16 protein-coding genes and 1 riboswitch are annotated in these 17,259 nt (G+C 35.1%); of the genes, 11 read left to right on the top strand and 5 right to left on the bottom strand.

The window, feature by feature from the left end:
* Nucleotides 1-52 precede the first annotated feature (52 nt).
* Nucleotides 53-1,414, bottom strand: a complete 1,362-nt coding sequence (locus D2K62_RS06570) for a PFL family protein (protein ID WP_112179912.1) — start codon at nt 1,412-1,414, stop codon at nt 53-55.
* 17 nt (nt 1,415-1,431) lie between these two features.
* Nucleotides 1,432-1,704, bottom strand: a complete 273-nt coding sequence (locus D2K62_RS06565) for an ACT domain-containing protein (RefSeq protein ID WP_112182640.1) — start codon at nt 1,702-1,704, stop codon at nt 1,432-1,434.
* 107 nt (nt 1,705-1,811) lie between these two features.
* Nucleotides 1,812-1,889, bottom strand: a riboswitch (glycine riboswitch).
* 677 nt (nt 1,890-2,566) lie between these two features.
* Between D2K62_RS06565 and gndA the strand changes: the two genes are divergently transcribed.
* Nucleotides 2,567-3,985: an NADP-dependent phosphogluconate dehydrogenase gene (gene gndA, locus D2K62_RS06560; protein ID WP_112179913.1), complete on the top strand. Its 1,419-nt coding sequence runs from the start codon at nt 2,567-2,569 to the stop codon at nt 3,983-3,985.
* A gap of 64 nt (nt 3,986-4,049) precedes the next feature.
* On the opposite strand, the gene zwf is transcribed toward gndA, so the two are convergent.
* Nucleotides 4,050-5,525, bottom strand: coding sequence for a glucose-6-phosphate dehydrogenase (zwf, locus tag D2K62_RS06555; protein ID WP_112179914.1), 1,476 nt, complete (start codon nt 5,523-5,525; stop codon nt 4,050-4,052).
* A 272-nt stretch (nt 5,526-5,797) separates the two neighbouring features.
* On the opposite strand from zwf, the gene D2K62_RS06550 reads away from it, so the two are divergent.
* Nucleotides 5,798-6,565 (top strand): TIGR01457 family HAD-type hydrolase, encoded by a 768-nt coding sequence (locus tag D2K62_RS06550; RefSeq protein ID WP_117161121.1) that lies wholly within the window; start codon nt 5,798-5,800, stop codon nt 6,563-6,565.
* Nucleotides 6,566-6,598: 33 nt separating this feature from the next.
* Complete coding sequence (locus D2K62_RS06545) at nt 6,599-6,814, top strand: YdbC family protein (protein ID WP_112179916.1); 216 nt, start codon at nt 6,599-6,601, stop codon at nt 6,812-6,814.
* 353 nt (nt 6,815-7,167) lie between these two features.
* On the opposite strand, the gene mreBH is transcribed toward D2K62_RS06545, so the two are convergent.
* A complete protein-coding gene (mreBH, locus tag D2K62_RS06540) occupies nt 7,168-8,175 on the bottom strand; it encodes a rod-share determining protein MreBH (protein ID WP_117161120.1) in 1,008 nt (335 codons plus the stop codon).
* Between the two features lie 204 nt (nt 8,176-8,379).
* Between mreBH and D2K62_RS06535 the strand changes: the two genes are divergently transcribed.
* Complete coding sequence (locus D2K62_RS06535; RefSeq protein WP_232827974.1) at nt 8,380-9,027, top strand: MOSC domain-containing protein; 648 nt, start codon at nt 8,380-8,382, stop codon at nt 9,025-9,027.
* A 153-nt stretch (nt 9,028-9,180) separates the two neighbouring features.
* Entirely contained in the window at nt 9,181-11,352 is a 2,172-nt protein-coding gene (locus D2K62_RS06530) for a sensor domain-containing protein (protein ID WP_112179919.1), read from the top strand.
* A 90-nt stretch (nt 11,353-11,442) separates the two neighbouring features.
* On the opposite strand, the gene D2K62_RS06525 is transcribed toward D2K62_RS06530, so the two are convergent.
* A complete protein-coding gene (locus tag D2K62_RS06525; RefSeq protein WP_112179920.1) occupies nt 11,443-12,798 on the bottom strand; it encodes an alanine/glycine:cation symporter family protein in 1,356 nt (451 codons plus the stop codon).
* A 168-nt stretch (nt 12,799-12,966) separates the two neighbouring features.
* On the opposite strand from D2K62_RS06525, the gene D2K62_RS06520 reads away from it, so the two are divergent.
* From D2K62_RS06520 to D2K62_RS06495, 6 genes are all read left to right on the top strand, one after another.
* Nucleotides 12,967-13,449 carry a low molecular weight protein-tyrosine-phosphatase gene (locus tag D2K62_RS06520; protein ID WP_112179921.1) on the top strand — a complete coding sequence of 161 codons (483 nt, stop codon included), beginning with the start codon at nt 12,967-12,969 and terminating at the stop codon, nt 13,447-13,449.
* Nucleotides 13,450-13,734 (top strand): hypothetical protein, encoded by a 285-nt coding sequence (locus D2K62_RS06515; RefSeq protein ID WP_112179922.1) that lies wholly within the window; start codon nt 13,450-13,452, stop codon nt 13,732-13,734. It begins immediately after the preceding gene.
* 14 nt (nt 13,735-13,748) lie between these two features.
* Nucleotides 13,749-14,573, top strand: coding sequence for a YihY/virulence factor BrkB family protein (locus tag D2K62_RS06510; RefSeq protein ID WP_112179923.1), 825 nt, complete (start codon nt 13,749-13,751; stop codon nt 14,571-14,573).
* A 163-nt stretch (nt 14,574-14,736) separates the two neighbouring features.
* Nucleotides 14,737-15,612, top strand: coding sequence for a transporter substrate-binding domain-containing protein (locus D2K62_RS06505; protein ID WP_112179924.1), 876 nt, complete (start codon nt 14,737-14,739; stop codon nt 15,610-15,612).
* Nucleotides 15,613-15,624: 12 nt separating this feature from the next.
* Nucleotides 15,625-16,299, top strand: coding sequence for an amino acid ABC transporter permease (locus D2K62_RS06500; protein ID WP_112179925.1), 675 nt, complete (start codon nt 15,625-15,627; stop codon nt 16,297-16,299).
* A gap of 29 nt (nt 16,300-16,328) precedes the next feature.
* Nucleotides 16,329-17,243, top strand: coding sequence for a ribokinase (locus D2K62_RS06495; protein WP_117149066.1), 915 nt, complete (start codon nt 16,329-16,331; stop codon nt 17,241-17,243).
* Nucleotides 17,244-17,259 lie beyond the last annotated feature (16 nt).

The raw sequence follows: 17,259 nt of genomic DNA, 5'->3' as shown, positions 1-17,259 counted from the left end.
AATAGAAAGAATCGACAAATGTATTACGACCATAAATATGTTATGCAATCCTTTAATTGATTAATGCTTGGAGTGGAGCAGGAATTCTACCACCACGTTGAATCATTTTTGCGGAACTGAAAGGATTGACACCCATAACAGGTGCACGACCTAGTAGACCACCAAATTCAACAACGTCTCCTTCTGTTTTTCCAATTACAGGAATGACACGAACTGCTGTCGTTTTTTTATTGATCATGCCAATTGCTGCTTCATCTGCTATGATTGCTGACAATGTTTCTGGTGTTACATCTCCAGTAAGTGCAATCATATCAAGGCCTACGGAACAGACACATGTCATCGCCTCTAATTTAGAAAGACTAAGGGAATTATTCTCAATTCCACGAATCATACCGTTATCCTCACTAACAGGAATAAATGCACCGCTTAATCCACCGACATAAGAACTTGCCATTGCTCCACCTTTTTTAACTGCATCATTCATTAATGCTAAAGCCGCTATTGTTCCATGTGTACCAACACTTTCTAAACCAATTTCTTCTAAAATTTCAGCTACACTATCGTTTGTAGCATTTGTAGGTGCTAATGAAAGATCCATAATACCAAATGGTACATTTAGTCGCTCGGCAACAACACGTCCTAACAATTCACCAGCTCTTGTAATTTTAAATGCTGTCTTTTTGATGATGTCGGCAACTTCACCAAGATCAGCATTTGGAAACCGTTTCAATGCATTTAAAACAACGCCAGGACCACTTACCCCTACACTTAATACCGCTTCACCTTCACCGGCGCCATGAAATGCTCCAGCCATGAATGGATTATCTTCAACTGGATTACAGAAAACAACGAGCTTCGCACAACCGATACTACTATTGTCTTTTGTTAATTCAGCAGTTTCTTTAATGATTGTACCCATTTGTTTAACAGCATCCATATTAATACCTGTTCGAGTTGTTGCGATGGATATGGAGGCACAAACACGTTCTGTCACACTAAGTGCTCTAGGAAGTGCATCAAGCAGTGTCTGATCGCCTTTACTAATGCCTTTATGTACTAAAGCAGAATACCCACCAATGAAATCGACACCCAATTTTTTGGCTGCTTTATCGAGCGTTTGCGCTAATTCAACTGCTTGATCAACAGTTGCTTTTCCTAAAATTTCAGCTACAGGTGTAATAGCTATTCGCTTATTAATAATTGGAATACCATATTCTTTTTCTACTTGCTCTGCAATCGGTTTTAGTTGATCCGCATATGAAGTGATCTTATCATATACATTTTGTTTTACTTTTTCAAAGTCTGAATCAGCACAATCTCTCAGGCTAATCCCCATTGTAACGGTTCTAATATCAAGACTTTCCATTTGTACCATCCGAATTGTTTCTTGGATTTCCGTAAAAGCTATTGCCATTATATTGTCACACTCCTTTAGATCCGATGCATTGCTTGAAACACGTCTTCAAGCTGTATGCTAATAGTTAATCCTAATTCTTTTTCAATTTCTTTAAATTGTTGAAGTAGTGCATCTAAATCTTCTCCACTTTCAATTTCTACTAGCATCATCATGGTGAAAAAATCCTGTAAGATTGTTTGGCTTATATCTAGTACATTCATTTTGTTTTCTGCTAATACATTTGTCACTTTTGCAATGATTCCTACTTGATCTTTCCCGATTACACTTACTACTGCACGCTTTTTCATGCAAATCACCTCACTATATAATTTAGAGTTATTTCTATAACCAATTAAAAAAGATTGGAATCTTTCTCCAATCTCAGTGATAATAACAGTAAACATAAAGGTTATGTCTAGTTTCTTCTGTCCTGTTGCCTGAGATTGTGAATCCTTCGGCGTCGTTTAAAAACGATCTCTCCAGAAGCTGCTCCTATTATAGTGTTACCCATAATAATCACTGCGATTATAAAATAAATAGATAAACAGATCGTACCAGTTTAGAACGTGGTCGTCAATATAATCTAAAGAAATTGGAAAGGGGTACCTTTCAGTTGAAAGGTACCCCTAGAATAACTTGCCATTTTCACAAGTAAAAATTTTATTTAATTTCTATTTATCTCATTAAATTGCCGCGGTATCTCCACCTGGAAGTTTTTACTAACCTAAACGATGTAAGCCCTACCTCTCCTACATCCTTACGACTCCAAAGTCGATCCAGTGTGAATAAGTCTTGCTAATTGTATATGGTTCCTTCATACACTTTCAAAAAACATTGGCAGATGCCATAATTTTAACTTGCTTCATTTTAAATTGCTTGGCTAAGCTCTAGAAAATATTTTATTACAAAAGCGTTGATTTGTCAAGTTGGTAGCTTTTTAAATAAGGTTTTGATTCCATTAGTAAGTTATGCACATAGTTATTTTGTAATTAAATTGATGTATTAATAGAATTTTTCAAAAAATTCAATTGCAAGATAAGCTAGCTTGTTATAAGTTTATAGAGGGAGTGAAATAATCCTTTAGATAACTAGTACGGCAGAGTTGCAAGGTAAAGAATTTCAACGTATGATAGAAAGAGGATTTTTAATTAAAAAAGGAGCGAAAATACTATGGTAAAACAACAATTCGGAGTAATCGGTTTAGCTGTAATGGGGAAAAATGTTGCCATGAATGTGGAGAGTAGAGGATATTCTTTATCTGTATATAACAGAACATTCCAAAAAACAGAAGACTTTTTGAAAAATGAAGCAGAAGGAAAAAACTTCTTTGGTGCAAAATCAATTGAAGAATTTGTTGATTCATTAGAAAAGCCTCGTAAGATCTTACTTATGGTTCAAGCAGGTGCTGCTACTGATGCAACAATAGAAACATTGAAACCTCTTCTTGATAAAGGTGATATCTTAATTGATGGTGGAAATACCTTCTTCAAAGATACAATTAGAAGAAATAAAGAATTAGATCAATCAGGTATTCACTTTATTGGTACAGGTGTATCTGGTGGAGAAGAGGGTGCACTTAAAGGACCTTCTATTATGCCAGGTGGTCAAAAAGAAGCGTATGATCTTGTTTCTCCTATCTTAGAGGCTATTTCAGCTAAAGTAGACGGCGAACCTTGTGTCACTTATATTGGGCCAAACGGAGCAGGTCATTATGTTAAAATGGTACATAATGGTATTGAATATGGAGATATGCAATTAATCGGTGAGGCGTACTTCATGCTGAAGAATATTCTTGGTTATGATGCTGATCAATTACACAAGGTGTTCGCTGAATGGAATAAAGGGGAATTAGACAGTTATTTAATTGAAATAACGGCAGATATTTTCACGAAAAAAGACGATGAAACAGGTAAGCCAATGGTTGATATGATTCTTGATACTGCAGGTCAAAAAGGTACAGGTAAATGGACTAGTCAGAGTTCGTTAGACTTAGGTGTTCCATTACCAGTTATAACAGAATCTGTATTTGCTCGGTTCATCTCTGCTATGAAAGATGAACGTGTGAAAGCAAGCAAAATATTAAGTGGCCCTTCAGCTCAGGATGCACCTTATGAAGGTGATAAGGATGAGTTAGTAGAAGCAATTCGTAAAGCACTTTATATGAGTAAAATTGTTTCATATGCGCAAGGTTTCGCACAAATGCGTGCAGCATCAGATGAGAATGATTGGAACTTACGTTATGGTGATATAGCGATGATCTTCCGTGGTGGCTGTATTATTAGAGCGCAGTTCTTACAAAAAATTAAAGAAGCTTATGATCGTGAACCTGCTTTAGCAAATCTATTATTAGATTCATACTTCAAGGGTATCGTTGAGGACTATCAAACATCGTTACGTAAAGTTCTTTCTATTGCGATGGAACGGGGTATTCCTGTACCAGGCTTCGCTAGTGCATTAGCTTATTATGATAGTTACCGTACAGAAACGTTACCAGCCAATTTATTGCAGGCTCAACGTGATTACTTTGGTGCACATACGTATCAACGAATTGATAAAGAAGGTACTTTCCATACAGAATGGTTAAGCTAATAAAAGTGAAAAGAAGCTATTCATCATCATGATGAATAGCTTCTTTTCTTACATTTAATTTAAGTTAAATTGTCCACCAATGAAAACCATCATTTTCTAATAGTTCGTCGGCTGCTTTTGGTCCGTTTGTTCCAGAAGTATAGTTCGGAAACTCATCGGAAGACTTTTCACTCCAAGCTTTGGAGATTATATCAACATATTGCCAAGATAATGCCACTTCATCCCAATGAACAAAATTAGTAGAATCCCCGTGTAAGCAATCATTGATTAATACTTCATAAGCTTCAGGACTATTTGATTTCTCTAATCCATTTTTCTCATATTGCATAACTATAGGTGTACTTGTTGTATCATAATCACCTTTTTTAGCGTTTAAATGAAGTGTGATGCCTTCATCAGGCTGAACACTAATTACCAATAAGTTTGGATCAATTGTGTCTCCTTTATCGGCATAAAGGTTCATTGGTAAGTCTTTAAATTGTACCACGATTTCAGTTGACTTTTTCTTCATGCGTTTGCCAGTCCGAATATAAAATGGAACACCGGCCCAACGGAAATTATTAATTACAAATTTACCAGCTACATATGTTTCTGTATTAGAAACTGGATCAACGCCGTTACTCTCTCTATATCCAATTTGTTCTTCGCCATTTATTTCACCTTTATCATATTGTCCTCGAATAAAGTGATCATCCACTTCTTCTACTGCTAATGGTTTTAGACTACGCAATACTTTAATTTTTTCATAACGAATGTCATCAGGATTTAATTTTGCTGGTGGCTCCATTGCCAATAAGGAAACAATCTGTAACATATGATTTTGAACCATATCTCTAAGCGCGCCAGAACCATCATAATAGCGTCCGCGCTCTTCAACACCTAATATTTCACTGGATGTAACTTGGATATTCGCGATATATTGATTGTTCCATAAAGGCTCAAATAAAGAGTTAGCAAAGCGAATGATTTCAATATTTTTAACCATTTCCTTACCAAGATAATGATCAATGCGGTAAATTTGATCTTCAGAGAACGCTTGTCGTATTTGATTGTTTAGCTTTTGAGCAGTTTCATAATTGTGTCCAAAAGGTTTTTCAATTACGAGTCTAGACCAACCAACAGTTTCTGTAAGACCTTCTGCATTTAAGTTGGCAGCTATTGTTCCAAAGAAATTAGGAGCCATTGCTAGATAAAATAGGCGGTTTCCTTCTGTTTCATGTTTCTCATCTAACTCGTTTATAAAGTTGTCTAATTTCTGATAGTGAGTCAGATCTTCCACATCAAATGGGTTATAATGAAAATGAGATGCAAACTGATCTGGATCAATATTGTCATCTTTAAACTCTGCTATTGACTTTTTAATATTCTTTCGGAAATCTTCATTTGTTAATGGTCTACGTGCGACACCGATAACAGCGAAGTTTTCGGATAATTTACCATTCCGATATAGACGGTATAAAGAAGGATATAGCTTTCGGTTGGCCAAGTCTCCTGTAGCCCCGAAAATAATGATTACTGCTTTTGGCGTATTAAGTGTCATGGACTTTTACTACCTCTCTTTAATCTAATATTTTGTTTAATATACGAAAAGATCCCATGTATATTAATTGAAAGTAAAGCTTCGTTAAAACGTAGGACCTCTGGATGTATAAAGTATTTGTGTTAATAGCTTCTTATACAATATCATGTAAGCTGTTATTGATAAACTATTTTACATTATGTAACGCTAAAGTTTATAATTTACTTTTAGTGTGTATGTACTATATTATCATGTATTCTGAAAATAACAAATAGTTTAATCGGAGGTTACTAATGAAAAAATACAAAGGTTTTTTAATCGATTTAGATGGAACTGTTTATAAAGGAACTGAAAAAATTGACGAAGCAATTCAATTTGTTAAAGAATTAGAAAAACGTAATTTACCATACTTATTTTTGACTAATAATTCTACAAAACATCCAAGAGATGTTGCACAAAAACTACAGGATATGGATGTTCCAGCAACAACTGAACATGTTTTTACAACGAGTATGGCAACAGCGACATATGTCGCTGAATTAAAACCAGGGGCACGTGTATACCCAATAGGTGAAGAGGGTTTGCATCTTGCTTTAGAAGAGCAGGGTTTAATAATTGCGAATGAAGCTGTCGACTTCGTTGTAATGGGCTTAGATCGAGCCATTACATATGAAAAATTAGCAATTGGTGCTTTAGAAATAAGAAATGGTGCTGCTTTTATTGCGACAAATGGAGATGTTGCTTTACCATCTGAACGAGGTTTTTTACCAGGGGCAGGTTCGCTAATTTCCGTTTTATCAGTAACAACAGGTGTAGAACCAAAATTTATAGGTAAACCTGAGGGGATTATTGTGGAACAGGCGTTAGAAGTTTTAGGAACAACTAAAGAAGAAACCATTATGATTGGTGATAATTATGCTACTGATATTTTAGCTGGAATTAATGCCGGCATCGATTCGTTATTGGTTCATACTGGCGTGACAACAAAAGAAGATTTAGTTAAAATTCCAGTTAAGCCTACATATACAATTAGTAGTTTATCTGAATGGACATTAGAATAAATAGTTCGGATTTTTCTAGGAGAGGTGAGGTAGATGGCAGATTTAAATTATGAAATTATTGAAACGATTGGTGTAATATCTGAATCGGCTAAAGGGTGGAATAAAGAGCTGAACCTTGTTTCCTGGAATAAAAGAGAACCCAAATATGATTTACGTGATTGGTCTCCTGATCACGTAAAGATGGGTAAAGGAATTACTTTGACGAAAGAAGAGATGGAAAGTCTTCGAGATTTACTTAATAAGGATTAAATATTTATTAAGCTTTGGTAAGCATCATTGCGTTTCATCTTACGAACTTGATGATAAAAGCAATGTAACTTAGCGCGTTTGAAATATACTGCTGTTCCCACGGAAAGTGAAACTATTTGCTGACGTAGCGAGTAAGACCAGAACGTTACGTCGGAGTCTATAGTTGTTTCGTAATATACTACAATCTTTTAGAAAGCAGCCTCTTCTTAGGATTGTCAAGCAATATGACAGCTATTCGCTAAGCTTAAAACAGTCAACGAGTAGCACTTATGTTTTGTGAGAAAGTTGAGGATTTGGTTAAACGGAAGAAAAGCTTGGACTATTTTTTAGTCCAAGCTTTTTCTTTCATTAGATTACTTTACGGCCTTTTGCAACTTGTTTATCATTTTTAATGAGCGTCCTGTTCCAATTGCTACTGATTCCAAAGGATTTGGTGCAAGATGTACAGGTACGTGGACTTCTTTTTCAAGCCATTCTTGCATACCATGTAATAATGCACCACCACCAGTGATTGTAATACCGCGATCAACAATGTCTCCACTTAATTCTGGAGGACAACTTTCTAAGGTAGCATGTATTGTCGCTAAAATAGATTCTAATGATTCACGTATTGCTTCTTGTACTTGTGTGGAGGTTACAGTGATAACTCTAGGCAATCCTGTCACAAGGTCACGGCCTCTAACTTCCATTGATTCCTCTTTATGGTCAATTAAAGCATGTCCAATTTCTATTTTTACATTTTCAGCAGTTCGTACACCAATTAATATATTGAATTTCCGACGGATGTATTGAATGATTTCCTCATCCATTCTATCCCCACCTGTTCGGACAGATCGACATGAAACCACGCCGCCAAAAGAGATTATAGCAACTTCACTCGTTCCTCCACCGATATCGACAATAACACTTGCAATTGGTTCCTCAACTGGCAGGTCAGCACCAATTGCAGCTGCGATAGGCTCTTCAATTATATGAACTTCTTTAGCCCCATAGCTCTTGACGGCATTATGAATGGCACGACGTTCAACTGAGGTACTACCTGAAGGAGTGCAAACCACAATAGTAGGTTTACGCATGGATACACCAGCCACTTTGCTTACTTTCTTTAAAATTTCTTTTAATAATTGTGCCGTAATATCATAATCTGCTATTACGCCATCCTTCAAAGGCCGAATGGGTACAATATTTCTTGGTGTTTTACCGACCATTTCCTTTGCTTCTTTGCCAACAGCTATTACTTGATTATTTCTAGTATCAATAGCTACCACGGAGGGTTCATTTAAAACAATTCCTTTTGATTTCGTATAAACCAATATATTCGCAGTACCTAAGTCAATTCCAATTTCTGCATTTGAAAACATGATGTTCCTCCAATGATGTTTATATTACTATTCATAGTTATTCTCTTTAATTGCATTTTTTATGGGGGCTAAATCACATGTTTTTATATGAATTTTACTAAAGTGTCATCTAACCTCAATTTAGCTATTGTAACATCTAAGAAATTACATACAAACTAGGATGTTCTCTTATATAAAAAATAATATATAATAAGAATAAAGGATGTGAATAAATTGAAATATCAAATTGTTTCTCTAAATATTGGACAACCCAAAGTTCGTGAATTACAAGGGAAAATGGTTGAAACTGGATTTATTAAGGAACGTGTTACGGAATCTATCTGGTTATCGAAAACAGGTTTTAATGGAGATGGTCAGGCTGATCTGAAAAATCACGGTGGGCTAGATAAAGCAATCCTGCTATATCCTTATGATCATTATGCTTTTTGGGAGGGAAAATATAATCGTAAATTTAATATCCCTGCCTTTGGTGAAAATCTAACAATCGAGGGATTAACGGAAGAAACAGTTTACATTGGTGATGAATTTGAGTTAGGTGAAGCAATTATTCAAGTTTCTCAACCACGACAACCTTGTTTTAAAATAGCTGGTGTACATCAATTAAAGGATATAACAGCTTTGGTTACTGAAACAGGTTATGGAGGTTATTATTGTCGGGTGATCAAGGAAGGTTATGTTTCTTCTAAAGATACTTTAAAATTCAAAAAGAAATATAAAAGGGAATTCTCAATTAAGAGCGTACATAATCTTTTATTCCACGATCGTGAAAACCAACATGCTATGAAAGAGTTGTTGCAGGTTGATTCACTAGCAAACAGTGTTAAGCGTACATTGAGTAAACGTATAAAATAAGTTGAAAATGGTCTTAACCCATGAATAATATGAATAATATGAATTATCTGATAACTAATCCTATTAATAAAATTATAGAAGCTTTTTTTTCTGACAGACTTTATGTATACTTAAACAATAGGAATTACATAAATTGAGATAAAAGGTGAAAATATGACAATATACCCTGTAGACAATGTTTCCATTTATCAAAAGTTAGAGACCTTAATTGAACAGCTTCAAGCTACATCAAATAAGGAAGATATAAAAGAAATCGCACTAAAAATAGAAACGTATTTAAAAACAGGTATACAAAAAACACAAGCGTTAAATGGAGCTGTTAGTGAAGCATTCCGACTGATGATCATTGATCAGAAAGGTTACATTACATACATTGATGATGATTTTTGTGAACAGCTTGGCTATGAGAAGGAAGAATTGTTATACCATCATTATCGGACGCTTCATGCTGGTGTCCATGATGCATCTTTTTATGAGAGTATGTGGATTACAGTTGAATCAGGCAAGGTATGGCAAGGGGATATCTGTACAGAAACAAAGAAGGGTGCGATGGTTTGGTACCGGACGAAATTAGTACCACTAGTTGATCCGACAAACCACACAAAAACGTTTGCTGTATTTCGTACATATATTGATGATATAAAAAAAGATGAAACACAGCTGGTTGAAGCTTTAAATGATGATTATCATAAGGTTTTTCAACAATTGATGAACTTAGTTTTTCGTGTTCAAAAAAACAAACAATCTGGAGAATATCGTTTTTCATTAATTGAAGGAAAATTAACAAAAAAATTAGCTATTTATAATGACTATACATACGATCAACCATTAGATGCTGTTTTTGGAACTACTGATCATGAATGTATTATAGAAAAATTTGATCGTGTTTATGCTGGAGAAGAAGTTACTTTTAAACATCAACATGGATCGCTTTATCTTTATTCTATGCTTTCCCCAATCATGGAAAATGGTGAAGTTATTGAGGTAGTAGGATCTTCAGTTGATATTACCTCATTAGAAGAAGCAGAACAGCAAATAAGACATTTAGCCTTTCACGATCCACTAACAGATTTACCAAATCGAAGTAAATTAAGAGAAGACATGAAATCATTAGTAAAGAAGGCAGAACAGTCAAGTTCTTTTGCAGTCTTGTATTGTGATATCGATCGACTCAAGTACATAAATGATACGTTAGGTGAATTTATTGGAGATCAAGTAATCCAAACGATTGCCAAGCGGTTGGAAAATACAATAGATGATAAAGGTAAACTATATCGTTTTGGTGGAGATGAGTTTGTTGCTTTAATAGAAGGCTCAAAAACTGAGATCAATTTAATGAGTAAAGCATTATTGAACCAAATAAAACAGCCACTAACACTTCATGGTAATGAGTTTTTTGTAACTTGCTCTATCGGTATAAGTTTCTTTGGCGACGATGCAACAACTGCAGATGAGTTAATGAATCATGCAAGTATTGCTGTTCATTATTGCAAAGTCAATGGTAGAAACAGTCGTTTAGTGTATACGCCGAGTATGGATGAAATGTATAATGATATTCTTCTCATGGAGGGTGAAATTCGCAAAGCATTATATCATGATGATTTTCAGTTATACTATCAACCGCAAATTAATGTGGAAACAGGGGAAGTAATAGCTTTAGAGGCATTAATTCGGTGGTCTCATAAAGAAAAGGGGTTTATACCACCTAGTGAATTTATTCCTCTTGCTGAAGAAATTGGTGTAATAATACAACTAGGGGAATGGGTAGTTCGACAAGCATGCATGCAACATGTTAAATGGGTTGAAAAAGGTTATAAGCCCGTTCGAATTGCAGTAAATGTATCTGCAATTGAATTGCAACGATTTGATTTTGCTGATCAAGTAGCCATGATAATTCAGCAAACGAATATGGATCCAAATTACTTAGAAATTGAAATAACGGAAAATAGTGTGATGCAGAATACGGAAGATTGTATTAAAACAATGAATACATTACGTGCTATGGGGATTTCGTTATCAATTGATGACTTTGGAACAGGTTATTCATCATTTGGTTATCTGCGGAAATTCCCAATCAACTATTTGAAAATAGACCAATCATTTGTCAAAAATGCATTGACTGAATCTAGCAGTGCGGAAATTATTAAAGCAATGATTCAAATTGCACACACTTTTGGTTTAAAAGTTGTTGCAGAAGGTGTAGAAGAACAAAAAGTGCTAGATCTATTACAGAATCAAGAATGTGATTATTATCAAGGTTACTTCTTTAGTAAACCAGTACCAGCTGATGCACTTGAAAGATTGTTATATAAAAAAACTTCTTAGTCATATACATATTCAACCAAAAAAACATTTTAAAATATCTTAGATTAAACAAATCCCTCATCCTACTAGTAGGATGAGGGATTTGTTTAATTACATATTTACTGTTTGTTTTTTGGTTCTTTTCTCTTCCTTGATAATTTTTAAGAAATGTTTTGTTTCTGCTATAACAACTCCAGATAATCCAAGCAATCCAATCAAGTTAGGGAATGCCATTAATCCATTCATTATATCTGCAATACCAAAAACCACATCTAAGCTAGCAATTGATCCGACAAATACAAAGACGATAAATGCTATCCGATAATAAGTAATAGCATTATCGTTAAACAAATAGCTAAAACATTTTTCGCCATAGTAGGACCATCCTACAAGAGTAGAAAAAGCAAAAAATATTATACCAATTGTAACAATATAGCCACCTGCAGAACCTAGAAATGCTTCAAAAGATGCAGAAGTTAAGTCACCACCTTCTAAGCCAGTCATATAGAGGTCTCCCATCACAATTGTTACACCTGTAATAGTACAAACAATAATAGTATCTATGAACACCTGTGTCATCGATACAAGTGCTTGGCGTCCAGGATAGTCTGTTTTTGCTGCCGCAGCCGCAATGGGTGCTGATCCAAGACCTGCTTCGTTTGAGAATACACCACGTGCAACACCATAACGTATAACTGAACCTAAAATACCACCACCTAGCGCACTTCCTGTGAATGCATCATTAAAGATAACTTGAAAAGCACTGGGAATTAGTTCGAAATTTAAGATCATAATAATTAGTCCACCAATTACATAGAAAAGTGCCATAATAGGTACAAAAAATGCGGTAACTCGACCAATACTTTTAATGCCACCTAATATAACTAAACTAGTAAGAGCTACAAGAATGATTCCAGTTACCCAAGTTGGCATATTGAATGTTGTTTCTACAGCGCTAGCAACAGATTGAGCCTGCACCATGTTGCCAATTCCAAAAGCGGCAATTGATCCAAAAATAGCAAATAAAACACCTAGCCATTTCATTTTCAATCCGTGTTCAAGGTAATACATTGGTCCGCCTGACATTTCGCCTTTACTGTTGGTGGTCCGATATTTTACTGCCAAGAGTGCTTCGGCATACTTGGTTGTCATACCAAATACAGCAGTGATCCACATCCAAAATACTGCTCCTGGTCCACCGAGTACAATTGCAGTTGCTACACCAACAATATTACCAGTTCCGATCGTAGCGGCCATTGCAGTTGACAACGCCTGATAGTGACTAATGTCACCCTTCTCATCTTTATTCTTTGAAGGAGAGAAAGCTAACTTTAATGCATAAGGTAATGCCCTTATTTGCAAAAATCCTAAGCGAAACGTTAAATAAATACCTGTTCCGACTAATAGGATAAGTAAGGGTGGCCCCCAAACCCAACCGCTGATTTGATTGATTGTATCTAATAGCAAATTATTTTCCTCCTTTTCTTTACTGTTTAAATTTTCTGAAATTTTAGAACGAAAGTCAATAGGTATTTTTGTCGAATTAAACTTTCTTCTATAATTAGGTAAAATTTTAAAAAAACGATATAGTTGCGTATAATAGGAGTAAATCTAATCGATTGGTGGTATATAAAAATGATAAAGGTTTTATTTGTTTGTTTAGGAAACATTTGCAGGTCGCCAATGGCGGAAGCTTTTTTTCGTGATTTAGTTGAAAAAGAAGGACTGGCCAACCAATTTATAATAGATTCAGCAGGAATCGGTGCATGGCATGTTGGGCTACCACCACATGAGGGGACAAGAAAAATGTTGGATGAAAAGCAAATTTCTTATCATGGAATGAAAGCTAGACAGGTTTCTGAAGCTGATTGGCAAGAATTTGATTATATTATTGCGATGGATGAGCAGAATATTCATGACTTGGAAGAAATAAAGAAGAATGCTGAGGGAGTTAAAGTTGCCAAGTTAATGGACTATGTTGATGCGGCAAAGGAAAGAAATGTACCAGATCCATATTTCACGAAGAAATTTGATTACACATATCAGTTAGTAGAAAGTGGTTGTGAGGCTTTGTTAAAAGCAATTAAACAAGAAAAACAAATAAAAGGGGCGTTATAAATGGCAAAAGGATTAATGTATAAAGGTATGTTGTTAGGTGCGATTGTAGGAGGATCAATAACTTTATTAGACCGTACTACACGAAAAGAAGTGATAACTGGACTAAAGAAAACAAAAAATAAAACATTTTATTATCTAAATCATCCATCAGTTTATATGGGTAATTTGCGAATGCAATGTGAATCTGCTACAAATACACTTTTAGATGGTATGAATACGACAATCAAACTAATTAACAAAGTTCAAGAAACGCTGGAGGAAACAGAAAATAAATCAGTAAAATAGATGGTGGGGATAATGTGCAAAATATAATCACATTCGCAAAACAATTATTCAAACGATTTAATGATGATGATGTTATTGGCCTATCCGCACAGTTAGCATATTTCTTTTTATTATCTTTATTTCCGTTTTTGATATTTTTAGTTACCTTAATAGGTTATTTACCATTAGATTACCAGGATATACTAAACTTTATGGCAACGTATCTACCTGCTGGAACTTTTGAACTTATTGAAGATAATATCGAACAGATCGTTAATCAAAGAAATGGTGGTTTGTTGTCTATTGGTATTATTGGTACGTTATGGTCTGCTTCAAATGGAACCAATGCTATAATGAATGCTTTTAATAAAGCTTATGATGTGGAAGAAAACCGTTCATTTATTGTCTCGCGTCTGATAGCGATTGTTTTATTGTTGGCAATGTTGTTAGTTATTATTGTTGCTTTTCTATTACCGATATTTGGTAAGGCGATAGGAGTATATGTATTTTCGTTTGTTGGGATATCAGGTGGATTCCTAGAAGTTTGGGATGCCTTGAGATGGATTATCTCTTCAATGGTTTTCTTTATTGTGTTTTTAGCTTTATATATGTTAGCACCTAATAAACGTATTCATATAAAAGATGCTGTAATTGGAGCGTTATTCGCAACTATAGGTTGGCAAATGGTTTCTTTAGGGTTCTCGTACTATGTAAGTACAATAGGAAATTATTCAGCTGCATACGGTAGTCTTGGTGGTGTTATTGTTTTAATGATTTGGTTCTTTATTTCAGGGGTTATTATTATTACTGGTGGAGAGATTAATGCAATATTAAAACGAAGAAGAGGAGAGAAGAGCTGATTAGTCAGCTCTTCTTTATTTAAACGGAATCTAAAAACTAATTACGTATAGTACAGACGGAATATTTTTTTATAACAGAAAGAATAATTATTGTAATAGTGGGAATAAACTGTTATATTTTTAATCAGGAAATAATTATAACAATAAAAAGTGAGGTATGTTTATGTTTAAAAAGTGGTTTTTGTTAATAATGATAATGGGTTTAATGACCCTTACCGCATGTGGACTTTCAAATGGTGATGAAGATACATCAGAAAGTGTTCCATCTGAATCAACGGCTATTTGGGATGAAATTCAAGAAAAAGGTGAAATTGTCGCTGGAACATCTGGTACTTTAATTGCTGCATCTTATTACCCCGAAGAGTCAGAGGATGTATTAACAGGCTATGATGTTGAGGTTATGAGAGAAATCGGGAACCGACTTGATTTGGACGTAACTTTTGAAATTATGGGAATAGATAGCATGTTACCTGCTGTTAATAGTGGTCGTATTGATGTTGCAGTAAATGATATCGAAGCTACAGATACGCGCAAAGAACAATTTAACTTTTCAGAGCCATACAAATATTCTTATTCAACAATGGTTGTAAGAAAAGATGATTATTCTGGAATTAACAGCTTAGAAGATTTAGAAGGTAAAAAAGCAGGTGGTGGAGCAACAACAATCTACAGCCAAATTGCAGAGCACTTTGGTGCTGAAGTTGTCACATATGGAAATGCTCCAAATGAAGCGTACTTAAGAGATGTTAATAATGGAAGAACAGATGTAATTGTTAATGATTATTATTTATCAAAGTTTGGTGTAGGTGCCTTTCCTGAATTTGATATCATGCTACATCCAAATTTAAAATTCCATCCGACTGAACAGGCTGTTATAATGTCATTAGAAGCAACAACATTGCAAGAAAAGATTAATGAAGTTTTAGCAGAAATGCGTGAAGATGGAACGTTAACCGAATTAGCAACTGAGTTCTATGGAGAAGATGCCTCTCAAAAACCAGAAGGTGAAATTGAAGAAATTGAAGGTCTTGATTTGTAAAGGAGTAGCTAAATGAATTTCATAACGAAGATTTTTGATGTTGAATCAGCGATCGCCAATTTTCTGTTCATTTTAAGTGGTCTACCAATGACAATTGCTGTCTCTTTCTTAGGGATGGCACTTGGTTTAGTCTTAGGGTTGTTTCTTGCATTAGGTAGGAGTTCAAAGCGAAAGTTTTTACGATATCCATCTAGAGTCTATATTTCATTTATGCGTGGTACACCCATCCTTGTGTTTTTATTTATCTTGTATTTTGGTCTACCAGAAATTGGATTGGAATTCACAGCATATCAAGCAGCGGTGCTTGGATTTGGTTTAAATAGCGCAGCATATATCGCTGAAATAAATCGCTCTGCCCTAAATAGCGTAGATGACGGTCAATGGGAAGCGGCTTTAACGCTCGGTTTATCTTATGGAAAGACACTAAGAGGTATTATCTTACCACAAGCAGCCCGAATTGCTATTCCTCCGTTAACAAATATTTTCTTAGATTTAGTGAAAGCAACATCACTAGCAGCCGTTATTACCGTACCAGAGTTATTTCAAAAAGCGCAAATCGCTGGTGGGAGAACATTTGATACGCTAACCATGTATATTGTAGTGGCTTTAATCTATTGGCCTTTATGCATTCTAATTTCAATTTTCCAGGAAAAGCTTGAAAAAAAGTACAGCCGTTTTGTAAACTAGAGTTAGCTTAAAAGAAAGCGGTGTAAATAATGGGAGAACGTGTGGTTGTTTTAGGTAGTTTAAATATGGATATTGTGGTATCAGCAGCACGGAAACCAGAAGTTGGAGAAACAGTTCTCGGTGAAAGTGTTCGTTATGTACCTGGAGGAAAAGGTGCAAACCAAGCTATAGGATTAAAACAGTTAGATGCAGATATAAAAATGCTTGGTGTAATTGGTGATGATATTTTTGGTGAGAAAATAATGCAACAGTTACATCAGTTGACGATCGATCGTCAACATATTAAGCAAGTAAATGGTACTGCTACAGGAATTGCGACTATTATACATACACCTAAAGATAACAGTATTATTGTTGTTCCAGGTGCAAATACTGCTTGTACAACAGCTTATGTAGATGAGGTAGAGGCTGTCATTGCAAGCGCGGATGTTTTACTTATGCAGTTTGAGATACCATTAGAAACAGTGAAATATGCACTGCAATTAGCCAAAAAGAATAATGTTACTACGATCGTTAATCCTGCACCTGCACAAGAATTGACCGAAGATTTGTTGAGGTATATTGACTATATTACACCAAATCAAAGTGAACTAGCTGTTTTATTAGATAACGCAAATGAAGACCTTGAAACAATATTTAAACAATGGAATCGAAAACATACCACGGAGCTAATTGTTACATTAGGTGAAAAGGGTTGCGCTTATTGGGATGGTGAAAATGTAATAAAAATTGCTGCAAAGCAACTAGGTGAAGTCCGTGACACTACAGGTGCAGGTGATGCCTTTAATGCAGGATTAGCTTATGGTATTTCGAAAAGATGGACAATCAGACAGTCCGTTCTTTTAGCAAACACGGTTTCTGGATTAGCTGTAACCAAATTTGGTGCACAAGCAGGTATGCCAACCAAACAAGATGTAAATAGATTTTGGATTAATAAATTGTAAGAAAAAGAGACAGTTA

The sequence above is a fragment of the Paraliobacillus sp. X-1268 genome, assembly GCF_003426095.1.
GTDB classification, from domain to species: domain Bacteria; phylum Bacillota; class Bacilli; order Bacillales; family Amphibacillaceae; genus Paraliobacillus_A; species Paraliobacillus_A zengyii.
The sequence above is the reverse complement of the archived record's forward strand: the minus strand, read 5'-3'. Positions and strand labels throughout refer to the sequence as shown.